14 protein-coding genes are annotated in these 20,224 nt (G+C 30.4%); 5 read left to right on the forward strand and 9 right to left on the reverse strand.

Annotated features, from left to right (window positions below; translation table 11 throughout):
- The 3 genes from EI427_RS08070 to tilS all read right to left on the reverse strand — a co-directional run bounded on the left by EI427_RS08070 (nucleotide 1) and on the right by tilS (nucleotide 3,038).
- Complete coding sequence (locus tag EI427_RS08070; protein ID WP_126613451.1) at nucleotides 1-1,023, reverse strand: COX15/CtaA family protein; 1,023 nt, start codon at nucleotides 1,021-1,023, stop codon at nucleotides 1-3.
- 128 nt (nucleotides 1,024-1,151) lie between these two features.
- Entirely contained in the window at nucleotides 1,152-1,574 is a 423-nt protein-coding gene (locus EI427_RS08075) for a Crp/Fnr family transcriptional regulator (RefSeq protein ID WP_240655361.1), read from the reverse strand.
- A gap of 114 nt (nucleotides 1,575-1,688) precedes the next feature.
- The gene (gene tilS, locus EI427_RS08080; protein ID WP_126613455.1) at nucleotides 1,689-3,038 is read right to left on the reverse strand and encodes a tRNA lysidine(34) synthetase TilS; all 1,350 of its coding nucleotides are present in this window, start codon (nucleotides 3,036-3,038) and stop codon (nucleotides 1,689-1,691) included.
- 166 nt (nucleotides 3,039-3,204) lie between these two features.
- Here tilS and EI427_RS08085 point away from each other — a divergent pair, with 166 nt between their 5' ends.
- On the forward strand, nucleotides 3,205-4,881 hold the full coding sequence (locus EI427_RS08085) for an OstA-like protein (protein WP_126613457.1): 1,677 nt from the start codon (nucleotides 3,205-3,207) through the stop codon (nucleotides 4,879-4,881).
- Between the two features lie 65 nt (nucleotides 4,882-4,946).
- On the opposite strand, the gene EI427_RS08090 is transcribed toward EI427_RS08085, so the two are convergent.
- Complete coding sequence (locus EI427_RS08090) at nucleotides 4,947-5,858, reverse strand: 1,4-dihydroxy-2-naphthoate polyprenyltransferase (protein WP_126613459.1); 912 nt, start codon at nucleotides 5,856-5,858, stop codon at nucleotides 4,947-4,949.
- A gap of 97 nt (nucleotides 5,859-5,955) precedes the next feature.
- Here EI427_RS08090 and EI427_RS08095 point away from each other — a divergent pair, with 97 nt between their 5' ends.
- Nucleotides 5,956-6,660: an SIR2 family NAD-dependent protein deacylase gene (locus EI427_RS08095; protein ID WP_126613461.1), complete on the forward strand. Its 705-nt coding sequence runs from the start codon at nucleotides 5,956-5,958 to the stop codon at nucleotides 6,658-6,660.
- Nucleotides 6,661-6,799: 139 nt separating this feature from the next.
- The gene (locus EI427_RS08100; RefSeq protein WP_170178420.1) at nucleotides 6,800-7,174 is read left to right on the forward strand and encodes a SiaC family regulatory phosphoprotein; all 375 of its coding nucleotides are present in this window, start codon (nucleotides 6,800-6,802) and stop codon (nucleotides 7,172-7,174) included.
- 56 nt (nucleotides 7,175-7,230) lie between these two features.
- On the opposite strand, the gene EI427_RS08105 is transcribed toward EI427_RS08100, so the two are convergent.
- Nucleotides 7,231-7,671, reverse strand: coding sequence for a hypothetical protein (locus EI427_RS08105; RefSeq protein WP_126613465.1), 441 nt, complete (start codon nucleotides 7,669-7,671; stop codon nucleotides 7,231-7,233).
- A 108-nt stretch (nucleotides 7,672-7,779) separates the two neighbouring features.
- Entirely contained in the window at nucleotides 7,780-8,454 is a 675-nt protein-coding gene (locus EI427_RS26140) for an FKBP-type peptidyl-prolyl cis-trans isomerase (protein ID WP_205727913.1), read from the reverse strand.
- Between the two features lie 294 nt (nucleotides 8,455-8,748).
- Between EI427_RS26140 and EI427_RS08115 the strand changes: the two genes are divergently transcribed.
- Nucleotides 8,749-11,154 (forward strand): PspC domain-containing protein, encoded by a 2,406-nt coding sequence (locus EI427_RS08115; RefSeq protein WP_126613467.1) that lies wholly within the window; start codon nucleotides 8,749-8,751, stop codon nucleotides 11,152-11,154.
- A 5-nt stretch (nucleotides 11,155-11,159) separates the two neighbouring features.
- Here the strand turns inward: EI427_RS08115 and EI427_RS08120 are convergent, their stop codons facing one another.
- The gene (locus EI427_RS08120) at nucleotides 11,160-12,842 is read right to left on the reverse strand and encodes a coiled-coil domain-containing protein (RefSeq protein ID WP_126613469.1); all 1,683 of its coding nucleotides are present in this window, start codon (nucleotides 12,840-12,842) and stop codon (nucleotides 11,160-11,162) included.
- A gap of 283 nt (nucleotides 12,843-13,125) precedes the next feature.
- Between EI427_RS08120 and EI427_RS08125 the strand changes: the two genes are divergently transcribed.
- Nucleotides 13,126-13,596 (forward strand): NDR1/HIN1-like protein, encoded by a 471-nt coding sequence (locus EI427_RS08125; protein WP_126613471.1) that lies wholly within the window; start codon nucleotides 13,126-13,128, stop codon nucleotides 13,594-13,596.
- 41 nt (nucleotides 13,597-13,637) lie between these two features.
- On the opposite strand, the gene EI427_RS08130 is transcribed toward EI427_RS08125, so the two are convergent.
- Together EI427_RS08130 and EI427_RS08135 are read right to left on the reverse strand one after the other, a co-directional pair.
- Entirely contained in the window at nucleotides 13,638-16,880 is a 3,243-nt protein-coding gene (locus tag EI427_RS08130; RefSeq protein ID WP_126613473.1) for a hypothetical protein, read from the reverse strand.
- 336 nt (nucleotides 16,881-17,216) lie between these two features.
- The gene (locus EI427_RS08135; RefSeq protein WP_126613475.1) at nucleotides 17,217-19,955 is read right to left on the reverse strand and encodes a 4-alpha-glucanotransferase; all 2,739 of its coding nucleotides are present in this window, start codon (nucleotides 19,953-19,955) and stop codon (nucleotides 17,217-17,219) included.
- Nucleotides 19,956-20,224 lie beyond the last annotated feature (269 nt).

Below are 20,224 nucleotides of genomic sequence, written 5' to 3' on the forward strand. Positions count from 1 at the left end.
TTAAGTTGTTGCTTGATGTTGGTATTTTAAAGTACTGTTAGAATTACTTCCAAGCACTCTAGAATGATTAACTAAAAGTGCAATATAAAATTGGCATCCAACAATTAACGAACCTAACAATAAGTGTACAGGTTGTAAAACAGCTGGAATTCCAAAATGCCCCATAATTGCTCCTGATAGTACCACAATACCAATTAATGCAAGCATTACTTTGGACCATAATCTAGCAGGGTGTTTAGGAGCTGTATTTTTTATAACTCGTTGTACAAACATGATGTTTAAAATGCCAACGACTATTGAAAATGATCTATGAAAATAGAATGTCATTCCTAATTCATCTATCCATAAATTTCTTTGTTCTTCGCCTAATGTTTTTGCAATTATATCAATAGCTTCTCGTACTTGAGTACCCATGATAATTTGTAAAAATGATAGTGAAAGGATTATTGCAATCCATTTATTAAGCTGATTTAGATTTGTTGGATCTTGATAGGTTAAATCCTTTTTATGCGATCTTGCTACTGCGTATATAAGTACACCAACAATAATTAGTGCAACTAACATATGTACAGTTATTAGAACGGGATGTAAATCGGTACTAACAACTTTACTACCTAACCATCCTTCAAACCCAACTAATACAAACGCTAAAAAAGAAAATGATGTAACTGTAGGGTCTGTTTTTCTAAAGGGTAAAGAAAAAAGTAAGGTTAAAAAAATTAGAAAACCTATTAAAACACCTACAAGTCTATTTGTATATTCAACCCAAGTTTTGAATACTGAAAAATCAGCAATTTCTCTACCTTGAACTGCAAATATAGTTTTATAATCAGCTGGTAGCTGACTCACATCTGTTGGAGGAACCCAAGTTCCAAAGCATTTAGGCCAATCTGGGCATCCCATTCCGGCTCCTGTACTTCGTACTATACCACCAACTAAAATTAGGAAGAAAACCGCAATAATTGTAATTATTCCGAATTTTCGATATAAGTTTCCGTTGTTTGTCGTCTTCTCTTTTTTCATAGAAATTTGCTTGTTGAATTTACCTTATCTAACAGGTGTAAATATCAACCAAGGTTAATAACCACAAAAATACAAAAAACATCTAAATAACATGACATTCGTCATGTTTTATTTATGATAAAATTCAACTAAAAAGGCATAAACGCCCTTCCTAAATCAAAAAAGCCGAAAGATTCCTTATAAGCTCTAAATAAATGTGCCGTAAACCTATCATAAATCTCCGCCATACTCGACATCATCTTCGCTTGAATCTTAATATCGTCTTCAAAAATATCATGAATCACAGCACTCGGAATTACATATACATCAGCATGGTCTGAAAAACATACAGCATTATAAGGTCTACTGGTGCCTTCAAGAATTGCATTATCTCCAAATGTATCCGTCGCTTTTAAATGTACTAAATCTTCAAATTTGTCTTCAATATCAATATTGAGTGTAATTATCCCACTGTTAATTAAATAAAGTGCCTGACTAGGATCGTCTCTAAAAAAAATCACTTCACCCTTAGTATAATGCCTTAAGTGTAAATGAGGAGTAAACTTTGACATTTCCTCATCATTTAATTTTGAAAACAGCACACCCCTTCTCATAAAATTAAAAAGGGTTCTCTCTTCGTTATTATATGTTTTCTTAAATATGTTTAGCATACTCTTCTTTAGGTGTTAAAAACAAATCTTCATCAAAGTAACAGGAAATTTCCCAATTCTTAACTCTTCTGAGTTTCTAATTCCAATTGCACTTAGAATTTCCTTATTACAAGATACTATAACTAATGTTTTTTTTCGAAGATAACTCGGTACATTTTCGTCTTGAAGTAAGTCAAAAACCTTTTTTCTACCACTTTTCATCCCGAAAGGACGAATTTTATCGCCTTTAAGAACTTCTCTTACAGTTATAGGGAAATATTTTTCAGAAATGTAAGTGGCATTATTATCAATCGAAGATACAGCATCAATTGTTACTATAGACGTTTGAAAAGAATTGGTACCAATGGAATAAAAACCTTCTTTAAAATCAATCTCTATATTCTGACTGTTTTTTATTTCATTCTCATTATTATTTTCTAACACCAATATATTATTGTGTGTATAGATTACGTAGTCTTTATTTACTGAAAAAAACTTTAATCCATTCGTTTTAAAAGATTGAATAATGTTAAGTGCAGTATCAAAATCAAAACTATATTTTTTTAATTGATAAAAGAGAATAATATCGATATCATCTAAATGATTGTACTTCTGAAAATCAATTAAAATGACATCCTTTTCTTTTTTCCAATGCTTTAATGAAATATCATTTATAAAAGAAAAGAACACGTTCTCTATCTTAGATAATTTATTTGATGTTACATCAATACTTTTTTCGACTGCAGGGTTTATCTCTCTCATTAATGGAATAATTTTATTCCGTATTAAATTACGAGCATACTTATTGACCTTATTAGATTTGTCTTCTCTCCACTTCTGCTGTTTATTTTCAACATAACTTCTGATTTCACTTTTAGAGGCAAATAATAATGGTCTTAAAATAGTGTTCCTTAAATATTGTATACCATGTAATCCTTCAATACCTGTCCCTTTAATTAAATTAAACAAGACAGTTTCTACACTATCAGATCGATGATGAGCAGTTAGGATATAATTAAAATCAAATTCTTCTTTTAAACTATTAAACCAATCATACCTTAGTTCTCTAGCAACCATCTGTGTTGATTTCCCAGATTGTTCAACCTCAACTTGAGTATCAACTTTTTTGATATGACATATTATATCATTCTTTTTACAAAAATCACTTACAAATTGTTCATCACCTTCACTATCTTCTCCTCTTAATTGAAAATTCATGTGGGCAATTTCAAAATTGATCTCGAATTTCAATAACAATAAAGCTAACCCTACAGAGTCAACACCTCCACTGAAGGCTAACAAAAGTTTAATATTATTAATATCGAGACTTTTTGATTTAAGATAAGTTAAAAATTGGTCCTCTAAGGCCAATGGATTGTCATTCATATGTGAGATTGTTATTAAAACCACAAAATTTTTAGCTGAAAATCAATTTAATCCTTTATAATATGTTATTAATAACACTAAAAGCAAGGATTTTACGATCTACTAAGATAAATTTGCAAGCTTGCAACAATAAAAATTGCTAACTCTATTAAGTAGTAAAAGTACAATGAAGAAAAATATTTTTTTAATCATTTTGTTAATAATTTCACTTTGTGGTCGTTTAACCTCTTTTGGACAAACGGAAGACAAAGTTAGAATCAGTGCCGCACGTTCTAAAGGTATTTCTGGTTATAGGGTATTCTATAGCAGTCCGCAGAAACGTGTTATTCTAAAGCAAAAAACTACAACAATTTATTGTGATGAAGCACGTCAAAATATAAAAACAGAAGATGTGACTGCTACAGGTAATGTAATTGTAATTGATAAAAAAACAAAGATTACAGGTAGTAAACTACTCTACAAGAAAAATCAAGGAGAAGTAATTATTACAGGTAGAATTGTAAAATTAATTGATGAGGACATTACTTTAGTCACAGATAAATTATACTATTATACTTCTACTAAAGAAGCAAAATATCTAACAGGAGGTACAGTAAACCAAGAAACAATGGTCCTCACTTCTGTAGAAGGCTACTTAAAAAACAAAGAACTTATTTTTATAAAAGATGTTGTTATGGATGATTCTGTAAAAACACAACATTTAGTAACAGAGAAATTAATATACGATAGAGAGACTAAAATCTCTACGTTTAATACAAGAACAGTTATAAACTCTAAAGATGGTGATGTAACTGCAAATGCAGGTACTTATAACACTGATAATGGTAAAGTACATTTTGAAGGTTCTGCTATTGTAGAAAATGATAAATATATTTTGGTTGGAGATAAAATTGACACAAATAAGAACACAGGTAACAGTAAAGCCGTAGGTAATGTAATTTTCTTTAGTAAAGAGGATACAGCTATAATTTATGCAGATGTTGTTGTGCGCTTCGATAGTTCTACTTTTGCTTATGGGAATGCTCTAATGAGTAAGCCTATTAAGGGCAACTGGATGGATATGTACTATTTAGCAGCAGATACACTTCATTCTATTAATGATACCACTACACAAGAGAATACTTTATATGCTTATCATAATGTAGCGATGTGGTCTAAGGATATGAAATCTAGATGTGACTCTTTGGTTTATTATTACAATGACTCAATGATTTATTTCTATCAAGATCCACGAATTTGGGCACAAAAATCTCAGATGACGGGTGAAGTTATACGAACAGATATTACATCTAAAGGTGTGGAGCGTTTATACCTGAATAGAAATGGCTTTATTATTTCAGAGGATACAATACAAAATTATAATCAAGTAAAAGGTAAAAAGATTATTGCTCATTTTGAAAATAATAGTCTTTTTAAAGTTGATGTAAAGGGTAATGGAATGACAAGGTTTTTTCAATTAACTGATGACAAGAGAAATATATATGCATTAAATAAATCATCTTGTCCTGCTATGACTTTATTCTTTGAAGAAAATAATGAGGTAAAAAACATTGAGTATAATAAGAAACATGATTCAAATATACTCCCTCCTAGTAAAATCCAGAAGCCTGATATGTTTTTACCTGGTTTTAAAAATAGGTTTGATGAAATACCTCCAAAAGACGAATTACTTGAAAGGGTTCGTTTAAGAGAAGATCTACCTGATGATATGCCTAGGGACCCTACAAAGCAAGCTGATCAAATAAAGATACTATTTGATGGTAAGCAAATTTTAAATAAAAACTACCAAGGCCAACCCTTATGGATGCATAGACCTCAGAAAAAAGTAGAAGCAGGCAACTAAAAAAACACCCCTTGAAAGACAAAACTTCAAGGGGTGTTTTTTTATCTGAGATAACTTTAATGTATTTAGATTTTCACGAACAAATCTAAAATTTGTCCCAACCCAAATGTTACAGAAAAAAGCAATGAACTTAAAGCCATTTGTTTTAAATATGGGTCAAGATCTTGAGGTTCTGTTAATTTAGTAATTGCATTTCCATTTCGTCGCAATAACGGGAAAGTTAATACAAACAACCATTGAAAAGGTGAACTATAAGTAAAGAATACATAAACTGAAGCACAAATTAATGCTCCAAATAAAAGCATCCAATGGTATAATATAGCCCATTTTCGTCCTATTCTAACAGGAACAGACTTCTTACCCGCACTAATATCAGATTTTATATCTCGTATATTATTTACATTCAATACTGCTACAGCTAATAAACCACAAGCTGCTGCTGGTAAAAATAACATTACATCAAAAGACTTAACTTGTAAGTAATAACTTCCAATAACTCCTACCAATCCAAAAAATATAAAAACGCTAATATCTCCCAAACCAGCATAACCATAAGGCTTTTTTCCTGCTGTGTAAGTTATTGCAGCAATAATTGAGAGTACTCCTAAACCTAAGAAATACATAAATTCAGTCCAAGAAGTAAGACTGATATATAGCAAATATAAACCCGAGAACAACGACAAGGCACTGAAAATAATAATTGCCGTTTTCATAGCACTCAATGAAATCTTTCCGGATTGTACTGCTCTTGATGGACCTTCTCTATCCTCATGATCTGCTCCATGAACAGAATCACCATAATCATTAGCAAGGTTTGATAATACTTGTAAAAAAATTGTTGTTAAAACACACAACCCTACAATTTTCCAACTAAAGAAAGTTGGTTCATCTCCGTATGCTAAAAAACTTCCAAGTATAATACTAGACAAAGCCAATGGCAATGTTCTTAGTCTAAAGGCCTGTATCCAAGCTTTCATTATTAAATTAATTGTTTAATGTTTTTATTTTTGACAATATTACTGTCTTTAATTGACAATTACACATCTATTTTGTTTCGTTTGAATTAGAAAGTCTATGCAAAAGCAAAAAATTGTTGTTTTAACTGGTGCTGGAATCAGTGCAGAAAGTGGAATCCCGACTTTTAGAGGTGGAGATGGTTTATGGGAAGGACACGATATTATGGATGTTGCCTCTCCAATTGGATGGAAAAAAGACAGAAATTTAGTTCTTGAATTTTATAATGAAAGACGTAAAGTCGCAAAAAGAGCAGAGCCTAATAAAGGACATATTGTTTTAGCTGAGTTGGAAAAACATTTTGATATTACTATTATAACTCAGAATGTAGATAATTTACACGAAAAAGCAGGATCCACAAATGTCGTTCATTTACATGGTCAATTATTTGAATCAAGAAGTACTTTAGACGACACTTTGATCTACCCTATTAAAGGTGATTTTTTAAACGAAGGGGATAAATGTGAAAAAGGAAGCCAATTAAGACCAAATATTGTTTGGTTTGGAGAAGATGTTCCATTAATGCAAGAAGCTGCGGAAATAACATCCGAAGCAGATTATTTTATTATTGTTGGTACTTCATTACAGGTATACCCAGCAGCAAACTTAATAGATTACACTCCTTCTAACTGTAAATCATTTATTATAGACCCCTCAATCCCATCAAATTCTAATATATCTGGCATTAAAACAATTAAAGAAAAAGGTTCAATAGGATTACCAATCATAATGGACTATTTAATGAAATTGGACAAAAACATATAATTATTTGTTGTTTTTATTGTATAAGTGTTCGATTAACGTTAATATTGGATTAAGCATTAAAGTAAATGTTTGTGTATTACGGTTGTAACAGAACTAACTCCACTATCTGATGGAAAAATTATCAATTAACAAAGACGGGATGAACACCCAAATTCCTGTTGTTTTTATGGACAGTGAAAACAGCAAGGGCAACATTCTAGGAGAATCTTATCATGATGGTGTCAGTCAAATATATTCTGACATTGTTGATTGGATTAATGACTACTTCAAAGAAAATGACACATTCTCTTTAAATTTTGGATTGGGATATTTTAATACTCCTTCTTCAAAAGGAATTTATAACATTCTAAAGTGTTTAAAAGAATGGACCGACCAAAACAAGTTGGTTTCTATATTTTGGTATGTTTCGGAAAATGATGATGACTTACTAGAAGATATAGAAGATTTATCAGATGATGTAGACATTCACATTTCTACAATTATGACAGATAAAAAGAGTCAAATTGCTAGTTAAAAAAAAGAGGCTGATTTAAATTAATAAATCAGCCTCTTTTTATATATCGTCAAATACTATTTTCTTACCGGAATAACCAAAACTCGAACTCCTGAGAGTGCCATTTGTGCACTTTCTATTTTATCACAATTGGCATAAAATACATTAGTACCATCAGATTGCATAAGGGGAGCACTTTCATTAACCATTTTCAAAACAGTTTTATTTCTACTAACGGTAACAACTGGTGTAAAAAAGTCATCACTCTTAAGTTTATAACTTATCCCTTCATCATCAGAAACTTCAAATGTTTTATGAAAATATCTGTTGGATTGTTTTTCAACTTCAATATCAATTAAAGATACAACAACAGATTCATTTTCATTAATCTGGGTATCATCTAATTCTGTGATAATATCTTTTGTTTCAGAACTTAAATATTCTTTTGTATCTATAGTTTGTGCTTGTGCAACATTAAAACTTATAAACGATAAAGTAATCAAAAGTAAATTTTTCATATCGCAAGTAGTTATATTATAAATGTATCTATAACACTATAACGCCAAACAACATAAAAAAGATTCTGAAACCTCTAAAAAAGTTTCTTTAATAACTATCGTTAACAATTATTCTACTCCTATCACCTCAATATCAAAGTATAAGGTTGAATTTGCAGGTATAGGACCAATAGATCTAGAACCGTAACCTAAATCAGAAGGAATTAGCAACATTGCTCTCGATCCAATCTCTAAATTTAGTACACCTTCATCCCATCCTTTAATAACTTGCCCTACGCCAGCCTTAAATTTAAATTCTTTGTTCCTATCTCTAGAACTATCGAATTTAGAACCATCTTCTAGAAAGCCTTCATAATGAACAATCACCGATTGACCTTGTTTTGGAATATCTCCAGAACCTTGTTTAAGTATTTTAATTCCTAAACCTGAAGGCAAAAATCTATAACCAATCTTTTTCTTTTCTACATTCCAAACTTCTACAGCAGATTGAATAAACAGTAATTCTACCGTAGAAATCTTTAATTTCTTATTCATTACCATAGATTTGAAAGATAAGATATCGTCAGATTTTTTAAAGTTAAAATCAATACGAATAGACTTCTTCTTACGGTCTAAGTAAAAATAAGACTTCCCTTCAATGAATTTAGCACATAGTCCTTCGAAGCGAACATCTGTATAACAATAATCAGTATCCTCAGTGGTAGGTAGACACTTTTCACATTGGGCAAAACTTGTTGATAAGGTTATCAAACCAATAAAAACGATTGATAGAAGTTGTTTCATTAAATTTTATAAAGGTGTATTTATAATCAATTAAAGCAATCTCAAATGATTGATAGTATAAATATAATATAACATCTCTCATATTTCATGATTTAACTGTTCAAATTGTACATTTATGGACACAGACTTAAAAAAGAAACAAAAATACTTAAAATACAAAACACTTGTTAAAATACTGAATATCAATTAAATAAAACCATTTAAGGTTGATTATTAGAAACTTGTTATACATTCTTAAAACGTTTGTTTATTATTAACATTACAATTATTGAATAAAAGCTACATACTTCCTGAATGGTCATAAATAATATACATATAGGTAACAGTCATTTTAAAGCAACTAATGAAGCATCTGCTATTGTAGAGCGCTATCGAAGTGCGTTAAATGATCACTTATCTAGTTTTAAAAATTCTTCATCTATAATTAGGGAATTGGAATATAAATTGTCCGAAATCTTAATTCCATGCATAGAAGATGAATTTGACTATTTAACCGAAGATGATGTAATTAATGCAATTGAAATTGTTGGCACTCCTAACGGCTTTGATTTAAACCGTAACAGTAATACCCCACAACAACCTACTCATAAGAAAGAAAATTATGAAGACTTTATAAGTACACTAAGTGAAAAAGTAAAATCTTTATATAGAGATATTGATAGACAACAAATTGGTGGAGTTGCAGCAGGTATTGCAGATAAATTTAGTATTGACCCTCTATGGGTACGCTTTATATTTATTCTCCCTTTTCTTTTAATTACTACAACAAAATTTCCCGCAACAGTTGTATCAATACTCTACTTAAGTTTATGGTTATTTTTACCAGAAAAAAGAAACCTATCAAGAGATACAAATACTCGACTATTTTTTAGAGATAGTGAGAAACAAGTACTCGGCGGTGTAGCAGGTGGATTAAGCAACTTTATTGGTATTGATGTAAATATAATACGCCTATTTTTATTAATAGCACTTTATTTCTTCCATTCAGTTGGTATTTTATATATAGTATTATGGGTTTCTACTCCATTCTCTAGAACGTTAAAAGATAAATTTCAAAGTCAAGGTACTCCTTTTAATTTATCTGAAATTGAAAAATACCTAAGTTCTACTTTTGATAAGAAGAACTTTAATACAGAAAAGCTTCAAAAAGTATACGATAAACTTAATAACATTGATATCCCACATATTAATGCTAGCCCATTATTTAAAGATTTATTGAGAATATTATCTTTTGTAGTTGGTTTATTTCTGTTTATAGGGACTATTATTACCATCTTCTTAGGTGTTCCTGTATTAGGTATTAGCCTAAAAATCATTCATCTAACAGAAGTATTAAGTTATCTATCTAATGATCTTACTAATGAAGTGCTTAATAAATATGATGCTAATTTATTAAGTACAATTCAGTATTCTATTCCTAACACAACGGCAACTATAGGTGCCTTACACTTTGTAGTAACCTCTACTCTACTTTTAATTATTAGTTCATCAATGATGACTTTTCAAAAATTAATAAGTAATGGTAAAATTTTTGGTCTAATTGGTATTGATGTAATTTTATCTCTATTATTAGTTACAGCACTAAATATGTCTGTACATAGTTTCGATAATCAAGCCATTCACAAAGAAGAAGTATTATTACCTTTAAATAATGACATTTTAGAAATTACTTTAGATGATATTGGAAAACTCCCTTTAAATAGTGCCTCTTTTAGTATTGAAGGACATTCTGGTAAAGATTTAAAATTGATTTTTAGTCAAGAGGCATTAGGTAAAACTAGAGAAAGAGCTATTAATAATGCTAAGGCAATTGATTACACCTCTAATATTTCTGATAATAAATTACTTTTATCATCTCATTTTTCATTCCCTAGAGGAGTTAAATACAGAATGCAAAAATTAAATGTTGCAATAAAAGTACCGTTCAACAAGCATTTTGTTATAGACAACAAACTAAAATCTCATATTAACTTAGAACAATTAAATACAATTGAAGATGGCGATGTATTAATTTTTGACAGCAATAATTTAATTCAAAGGTTCAATGAGACACCTAAAAATAATTATTCTTCTAGTTTTACTTCTTCTAACAATTCTAAGTTTATTGACGAGAAAACCTATGAATTCCCTTTAGATTCAATTGTATTATTTGGAAATCTAAATATTGAAATAATAATAGATTCTACATCTTCTAAATCATCTTTAGTCTTATATGGTGAAGAGAAAAAAGAAGATAATTTTAAAGCATCATATATAAATAACACCCTTAAAATCTACAGATTAAGTCCTACTGAATCACCATCAAAAGTCTTGATTAAGTCACCTAGTTTAGCCTTAATTAAATTTAAAGGAGAAGGGAGTCTTATAATTGATAAGTTTAAAGCAAAAAACTTTGAATGTAAAATTGATGGAAATATTAAGGCAGATGTAAATGTAAAAACAGATAAGTTTAAAGGTTCTGCACTTGGAGCTTCATTTTTAATCTTAGAGGGCAATACAAATTCTGCTTTTATACTTAGTGACGGAGGTTCTAAAATTAATGGAGAAGGTTTTGAAACATTAGAAGTTAAAGCAAAAGCAAAAGGCGTTTCAGAAGTAATCTTAAACGCCCGCAATAATGCTACTATATTTCAATCTCCTCTAAGTAAAGTGACCGTTTTAGGTAACCCAGTACATTTAGAAAAACATACTCAAAGATAGATAATCTATCTTCTAGTTACCATTGCTTTTCTGCTTACTCTCCAAGCATTTAATCCTCTCACCTTTTTAGCTTCTCCGTATAAAGACAACTCTAAGCTAGAACCTTTCGTTCCGTTATCTGACATATACTCATCAAACATCATCGCAAGGTTCATATTTAATGTTCTTTTTGAATCTGCTTCATCAACGAACTCAAAGTCTGCTGTAACATCATCAATAACATTTACTTTATAAACATGTTTGTATGTTATCTTCTTCGTAGATAGATTTGTTAAAAATCCATTACCATCAGGCTCAGCATAAAAAGATTCTATATAGGTAGATGATGGAGAAACATAAGATGCCTTTTCTACATCAATTGTTTTAGGAGCTTTAGTTTCAACTACTTCAGAAAAAGTAAATTCTTCGTTTTTAGTTCTGTTTATTAACTTATTTACACTCTCCCAAAGTTCTTGTTGTCTTTCTTGTGTTTCACCTAAAGATGCTGCTATACCTTCAATTACTTTATCTAAATGAGCTTTATCATCTACATTTTTATCTTGTAGTACAGATTGAAGTTCTTGTTGACGTCGAGTCATTTCATCACTTATGTTATGAATATTCTCTAGTTCATCAGTAAGTGATTTACTTAATGTTTCTAATTTATTAGATAGGTTTTCTTCAAGAATAGACATACTATCTCTTAACTCATGACGTTCCCCTTTTATCTTTGTAAACCTTAAATCAACTTTCTTTAGTTCATTTCCATGCTCATCAGAGATATGATTGATCGACTTATTTAAAATGTCTAATTGTTTTGAAAAAGACTGAATAGCCTCATCCTTTACATATTCAGATTTGACATCAACTATTTGCCTTTCTAGTTGATCTAAACGAACAATAAATTCTCGTACTGATTCTTTATTAAAACTTTCCTCATTAATACTATTAATTTTATCAACTAATGATTCAAATTTTTGTTCTACGTTTATTGATATTTCCTGAAGAGCTGTTTTTCTTGCTTTATGAACAAGTTCAAATTGTTCCTCAAGATTATCTATTTGTTTTTGGGTATTCTCTAAATCATCAACTCTGTGGAAATAATCATTTTCACGAGTTTCTAACCTTTTATTCTCTCTTTCAAGTTGAATAATTCTATCTTCTAATAATTGAAATCTTTCTAAAATTTCAATGTTAAATCCTTTATCAAATTCTTTGTTAGGTGCAATTTGCTGAGAAGCATTATCAGACACCATTTCTGTATTTATATTTCCTAGCTTTTTATCACTTAAAGCAGTCTCATAGAAATGGCTCAAAAATACATATACAAAACTAGCAGTTCTTGAATCGCTTATATATAGTTCAAGATCATTTATAGAAGAACATTCTAAAATATTAGAAAGGTTATCTACAATTTCATTTTTATAAGCAAAAAGTCTATCTATGTCCCATTTTGGTGTTTTCTCAGAAACTACCCATAATTCCATGCAAATCTCATCAAAAAGCAATTCATCTAAATCATTATACTCTAAAAATTCTTTTTTAGAATACAGATTTACACCTCTACCTTTTAATTTAAAGCATTGTTTACCTTCCCCGATATTCCCTTTTCCTTCTTTAATTAATGTGTAAAATCTATACACAGAAAACTCTACAATTTGGAAAAAGGATATTTTTTTATCAGGTTGAATCATTGATGAAATTGTCATAAGTTACAAAGAAAACGCAGGGTTATTAACAGAAAATTTAGTACACAAATGTAGTATTATAACAAGTCACATTAGCGACTAATAACTATTATTAACAATAATTTAGATTATTAAAATTATTATATCTGCAAAAGACGACAATTAACTAGGCAAAACAAAAATCTTTATGATATTATTTTAATAAAGTCGACTAGTTTGAAATATTATTAACGTAGTGTCTCAAAATTATTTTTTTAGAACTATTATTGTAAGTAGTATTTCTTTAACAAATCAATTTTTTAAAATGAGATTAAAATCTATCGCACAATATATAGTATACTTTATTGTACTAATAACATTTACATCTTGCGGCCCTGAAGCTCCAGAATTTTATGATGTGAAAAATATTGAAATGTTCACATTAGAAGATGGTAATTTTGTTGTTAGAGCAGAAGCAGTCCTTTATAATCCGAATGGAGTATCTATTACTGTAGATCAAATACATGTAGATGTATTAATAAATGGAAATGTAATTGGTAATGTAGATCAAAATCTTTCTTCTGAAGCCAAAAAGAAATCTGAATTTACTCTTCCTCTTGAAGTACAATTTCCTCCAAAAGCACTATTTTCCAATATTTTAGGTGGACTTATTAATATGGCAACTGGAGAAGACTTTGAGGTAAGATATACTGGTTTTGTAAGAACTAAAGTACTAGGAGTCAGCTTTAAAGTACCTTTTGATCAGGTAGAAACAGTTGGTTTAAATTTAAAATAAAAAAAGAGCGTCATCTACTATTTAAAAGGTGACGCTTTTTTTTATACATATGATAACTTTTGTAAGTTGATGGATGTTCTAAATGACTTACGAACATTGTTCATAATAATTTCTACCATGTGCATGTCTGTTGCTAATAATAAGAAGAATGTCTCTTCGTCAATTTCATACACATAAGTATTTTTTATTGCATATAAATTTCCCACCCAAACTTCTGATTTAGGAGAAATGTACGTTCCAATTACATTTCTTTTTTTATACAAAATTGTATGAACATCACCTTCCCCAACTGCTAATTCTCCATCCTTAATTATATAAAGGCCTTTTTCTTTTAATACTTCTGCTGAGGTTATAATTTGTCCTTGTTCATAATAATTTAAGATTGATATTTCAGCTAATTCCGCTAATTCGTCTCCATTAAGACCATGAAATTCTGATAAATTAGAAAAGAACAATGCCTTTGAAAAAATGAACTTAGAAGTCTCAGTAAAATCCATAGATTCAACTCCTCTCAAAAGGTCTCTAAGTTCTGCTTCTTTATCTTGTTCCAACCTTCCGTATGCATTTTCAAGTTTTTCTGGAAAATGAACTTTTAAAATCCATGCAGCTAACTCACATAATAATTTTTCACCATCAAAAAGATAACCTACTAAAATATCTGGATTACAATTTTCTGGATGGTCAGATAGAGCATACAAAGCAGCCGCACGTGCCCAAGCTGATAGCCAATTGGGATCTCTAGTGACTAACCTTTGCAATACATATTCACTAGAATATGTTTCTCTATAAAATAATTCTCTTAACTTTTTTACTCGTTCTTCTGGTAAGATATCTTCGAAGAGTGGTAGAACGTAACTTTTCACATCTTCATCAATTAAAACATCCAAGAGTTCTACAGCATAGCCAATACTATCTGCAGTCCCTAACTCGTGGTTTTTACGAATAAGTTGTAGTGAACCCCTATCGTAAAGCATATCTAAGAGCAAAAACATTTGATCATAATTATGAATAATTTCAGTCTGTAAAGCGCGTTGAACTAAAACTGTAAATTTATTATCATCAATTTCTAACGAAGCTGCTATGTTCCAATAGCAATTGTTTGCTTCTCTTTTTAATGCTTCTTTTAAGAACAAGATTGAGTACTCTTCTTCTGCATTCCAACCTAAAGAACTTAACAATGACAAGGCCTCGTAAGATATTCTTCTCTCAGGGTATGTAATTTTATCGGCTAATAGTTGAACAGATTCTTCACTACCAATTTTAGCATATGCTTGTAAAATCAGTCTTTTTGTTTTCTGTACTTGACCATTTTTGTGAAAAGCTGTTTCCAAGATTTTAGCACCAGACTCTCCTATTGCAACAATTGCAGAAAGTGCAACTCTTTCATCTCCTTTAATAGCTAAACGTTCTACTAAAGCAGGAATTAATATTGAAATTTTATGAAAACCTACTAATGCCATTGCCTCAATTCTAACTTCAAAATTATAGTCACGAATTAGCTTTGAAATGGTATTCTCAAGATTATCATTGTAATGATTAAACATTAATCTTGCAGACATTATTCTATCAGCAGGCACAGACGAACTAGCTAATTCTATAATGTTATTGTCATTTGCTTCTAAAACAACTTCTGCTTTTAGTTCTTCAGACAACGCAGAGGCTACCATCACTAAATTATCATCTTCAAAAGATCCTTTAGAAAACTGATCTAACGCATGTGTGCTCTCATAAATTCTGTAATCTTTAATTTTAGCTAGGGCTATTCTTTTATTCACAAACCTAAAAAGATTATCTTCTTGTGAAAGGATTTCTCTAAATAAGAATACATCAAGTCTTTCTATCAATTTAAATAATAATGGTGATAGTTTTGTAGAGACACTATTCCATCTTGTTTGTAATAAGTTTTGAATTTTATTATTCTTAAATCTTGCTCCTATCCCTTCATCATATTCACTTTCTGTAGAATTTGCAGATAATAAATTTTTAAGAGATATTCTATATTCATGGTACATCTTAAAGGTTACAAAAACCCAAACTCCTACAATTGCAAAAATCATGAAGTTGTTGTAAAGAATATTATATCCGTTAATTTTTGATATGCCTATCATTAATATACCTGCACATAAAGTAGAAAATTGTGCAACAGTACCTTCTACTAAAGTTTGTGCTTCGTAACGAATACTTGCCGGCAAGGGAAAAAAGAAGATTTTAACGGTAGGATTTTCCAAGGAATCTCTCAATGCGTCTGTAACTAACTTTGACATTGAAATTATAAGAAAAAACATTAGAAATGCATCCGATGATTTATCGTGACCGAATAATGATCCAATTACTAGATCTATTATACTAAAAAATACCAATATACCTGGTAGTAACATCAAAGAATATTGCAACCCATAGACTTCTAAAATTTTATCATTTAAAAATGTCTGAACTAAGAATGATACAATGATTACAAAAGCTTCAAAAAAGGCAATAAAGTTTGCTAGTTCATTTTCTTGCTGAAAATATTTTGGTGTTACAGTAACAAAAGAATAATCTACAAAGGCAGCAGAAAAGGTTGAGCACATTACAAAAATACTAATCATAAAAAAGTATTTTTTATAATCTCTAAGTTTCACTCTACCCTCTTTCTTACTAGTTTCTTTATCTACAGTTACAGCTTCTGCTGCATGCATTTTAAACTTTCTTAGAATATATACTATAGATATGAAACATCCCAAATAGGCAACAGTACCCACCATTGCTAAATATGATAGTGATGGTAACACTTGCTGAATAAAAGGAACTGAAAAGAATGCTAGAATGGTCGCTACAGCTTGTCCGGTATCTATACCTCCAGATAATCGTTTACTTTGCGTAAAGTTAAATAGACGACCGAATGCTCCCCAAAAAATTAAAAGTGAAATTGAAACTATCGGTCCTAACGTTGCAAAACCTATAAATACAACCCAAGGGTGATTCTCTTTGGCTATTAAAAAAAAGGTTATTACTCCAATCATTAATAAGATTATGATTGATGTATAATAGGTCAACTTTCGGAAACCAATAATATTTTGTAATCTCGAAAAGACTATTGTAAAAAGAATACCTAGAATACCTTGAGTAATTAATGCCAACGGGAAATCTGATTCATTTCCAAACTTTGAAATAAATAAAGTATTTATTGCAACACTATAGCTTGCCATAAATATACCTGTAAAGAACCCTAGTGTTAATAAAGCAGCAATTCTAGACCATTCAGAGGATAATCCCCCTACCATATTGAGTAATAGCCTTTTCATGAATATGAAGTTCTATTTAAATGTGAAAATAGTTTATTTTAAGTTATTTGAATATAACTAAAAATCATACCTAATCTATTTCTTACCCACAAAATATCTATAAGAACCAATTATTAAGAATAATGAACTGGGTTTTCCGAACTTTTTAAAGCATATGAAAATGTAAAATTATCACTATCAAATTCTACTCTTCCTTCAGAGATTTTAAAATTAGTTAGTCAAAGATTCTAGTTAATGAAAAAGTAATTATTAAATCATTTACTTCTAATTCCATTAAAAAAGCAAAAAGTCCTTCATCGTAAATGATGAAGGACTTTCTATTTATATCAATACTACTTAGTAAGAAGAATTTCTTCCAGAAGCAGTAATTAATCCATTTAACTTCGAATTAAAGCTTTTCAACTTCATCAATTCTTCACAAGATAAATGCATTCTGTATCTCCAATAATGGTGTTTGATTGCAGGAATATTGATACGCTCATCTTCTGCACTTTCTCTACGAACTTCTCCATCAATTGCTAATAAATCTTGAAGCGGGAAGATTGTCCACATAGAATCTGCATATAAATGCTGCTGTAAGATCTGCTCTGCAATCCAAGGCTCACAATCTTGAGGTGCTTCACCCCAATTACCGAGAATTTCATTATAGAAACGTTGTGTTTCTTCACGATCTTCAGTCCACCAACCTCTAACAGTCGACATATCATGAGAAGAAGGAGACGCAACAGATTCGTAAGGATAATTACCTGGGTGGCCAAATGAAATTGTTGGATCTTTTGGCATTCTTTGAATTTCTAAACTTAGAATTTCCAATTCTGTCATTATTCCTGGTACACAATCTGGGACCATTCCTAAATCTTCACCACAGATTAGCATATTTGTTGCTTCTTTAATTGCAGGAAGTTTTTCCATAGCCTGTGCAGACCATAAATCTTCTTGACGTTTAAAGAAATAATCTACATATAATTCCCAGAAGTGGTATTTAGCACCAGCATCAAGTTCATTAAATGTTCTTGATTTGTCCATTGTTACTCTAGGAGCATAATGCAAACCATCTGTATACCCTAAAGCAGGAATTAATAATACTTCATTATGAAGACTATATAAGCTCTCTCTTATTGCCTCAAGTCTAGCAACATCAGCATCTTTTTTAGCTAAAAGCTTTGCAAAGTGTGCTTGAATTTTTACTTGAGAATCAAATTTCTTTTTGAAGTTATATGCTCCATCCCATTTTTGATCAAAATACTCGTGCTTTACAGCATCTGTATCATCACCAAACATTTGACCTAAGAAATGCTCTCTAATATAAGGTTTACAGAATCTATCAAAATCAAATCCGACACCTCTATTTTCTAATTCAGAAACGTGTAATGGTAAAGCAGGTCTAAATTGACCTAATAAACCTTGAACAGAATCGATAGGAATCTCCCAAATTCTAAAGAATCCTAAGATATGGTCAATTCTAAATGTTTGGAAGTATTGTGAAAGATGAGTCATACGGCTTTTCCACCATCCATAATCATCCTTTTTCATTGTCTCCCAATCGTATGTAGGGAAACCCCAGTTTTGTCCATTTACCGCAAAATCATCTGGAGGAGCACCTGCCTGACCATTCATATTGTATAAATGAGGAGCAGTCCATGCATCTGCAGAGAATCTGTAAATACCAATTGGAATATCACCTTTTAAAACAACATTTTGAGATTGTGCATATTCAGATGCTTCTAATAACTGAGCATGTAAATGATATTGTACAAATACATAGAAGTTAACATCATCTTTTACTTTAGAAGCTGCAGCAAATAATTTATTTACTTTCCTAGCATCATAAGTAGCAAAATCTTCAAATTTTGTAAAATCTGGCGTCTTATATTTATCTCTTAAATAACAAAAAGCAGCATATGGTAATAACCAATCATTTTGCTCTTTAAGAAATGCTTTAACTTTAGCACCTTTTAAGAATGAGGCTTTTTTCTCAGACCAAATCTCTTTTAGGTAGTCCATTTTTGCATTCATTACTGCTTCATAATCCACAGTATCAAGTGCATTCAACTTCTGCTTAAGCGTATTAAGCTTTGTCATCTTCTTTTTATCTTTCAACGATCCTACCGCTTCAAGATTAATGTAAAGAGGATGTAAAGCATATACAGATACAGAAGCATATGGGTAAGAATCTACCCAAGTATAAGTTGCCATTGTATCGTTAACTGGAAGAATTTGAACAAGTCGCATTCCTGTTTCTTTAGACCAATCTACAAGTCCCTTAATATCAAGAAACTCTCCTACGCCTAACCCTTGTTCCGATCTTAAAGAGAATACAGGTAATGCAACACCCATACCTCTCCAGTTTTGTTTATTATATTCAAATCTATGATCCGAGAATTTCACCAATAAAGTTGGGTCATTTTCTTGAATATCATACATATGATCAAAACCACCTTCTAGTTCTACTAAACTTTTATCTTTTGTAGATACTAAAACGTATTTATATTTTAATTTATGATGGCTCTTTTTAATTGAAGTAGTCACACTCCATAAGTCATTTTCTTCATCATATGCCATTGGAAGAGCTGCATTAATATCCCACTCTCCTAATTCTTTAGTAGAACCAACAACCTTAACTACATAGTCTGGGTTAATTCTAGGCACATTTACATTGAATGAAAAATCTCCATCCTTTGCTGATAATTTTGGTGCTTTAACTTTTGGTGCTTTCGTCTGAAGAATAACATCAAAAGCAGCAGTATCAAATGCATTTTCAGTTTCATGGAAAGGATTCCATGCATCTTGAAATGCTAATTTTTTATATTTTTTTGAATCTAAAGAAACTACTCTCGGAGCTCCAGCTTCTTTATACTTAATACCGTTAGACTTATCTTTGAGTATATAATTATAGGTAAATGATTTTGCTCTAGTTTTACTTAAATCTACCTCAGCAATCCATATACCTCCTCCAAGGTAAGCCATCTCAACCGCTTCATTATCGTTTCCTTTACCTAATGCAGGTAATGAACCAACAATACAAAGTTGTTGACCAAATTGAGTATCATAATGTATTTTGAAAGTCGCTTTCATTCAGACAATATTTTATATAATTCTTTAAATTTTTATCAAAGACTGTGATCTTCGAAATACTAAAATAGCATATTGTTTTAGGTATATAAAAGAGATTGCTTATCTATTTTAATTTTTTTTTTTCGCAACGGTTTGCGTTACGGGATGCATGATAAAAATCATTAAACTATTCATTAGAATAGTCTCATTATTAGCACTTTTCGTAATTTTAAAGAAAATTATTAAGCGTAAAAAAGCCACTAAATATTTTATACTTAGTGGCTTTTTAT

Source organism: Flammeovirga pectinis (assembly GCF_003970675.1).
Classification (GTDB): domain Bacteria; phylum Bacteroidota; class Bacteroidia; order Cytophagales; family Flammeovirgaceae; genus Flammeovirga; species Flammeovirga pectinis.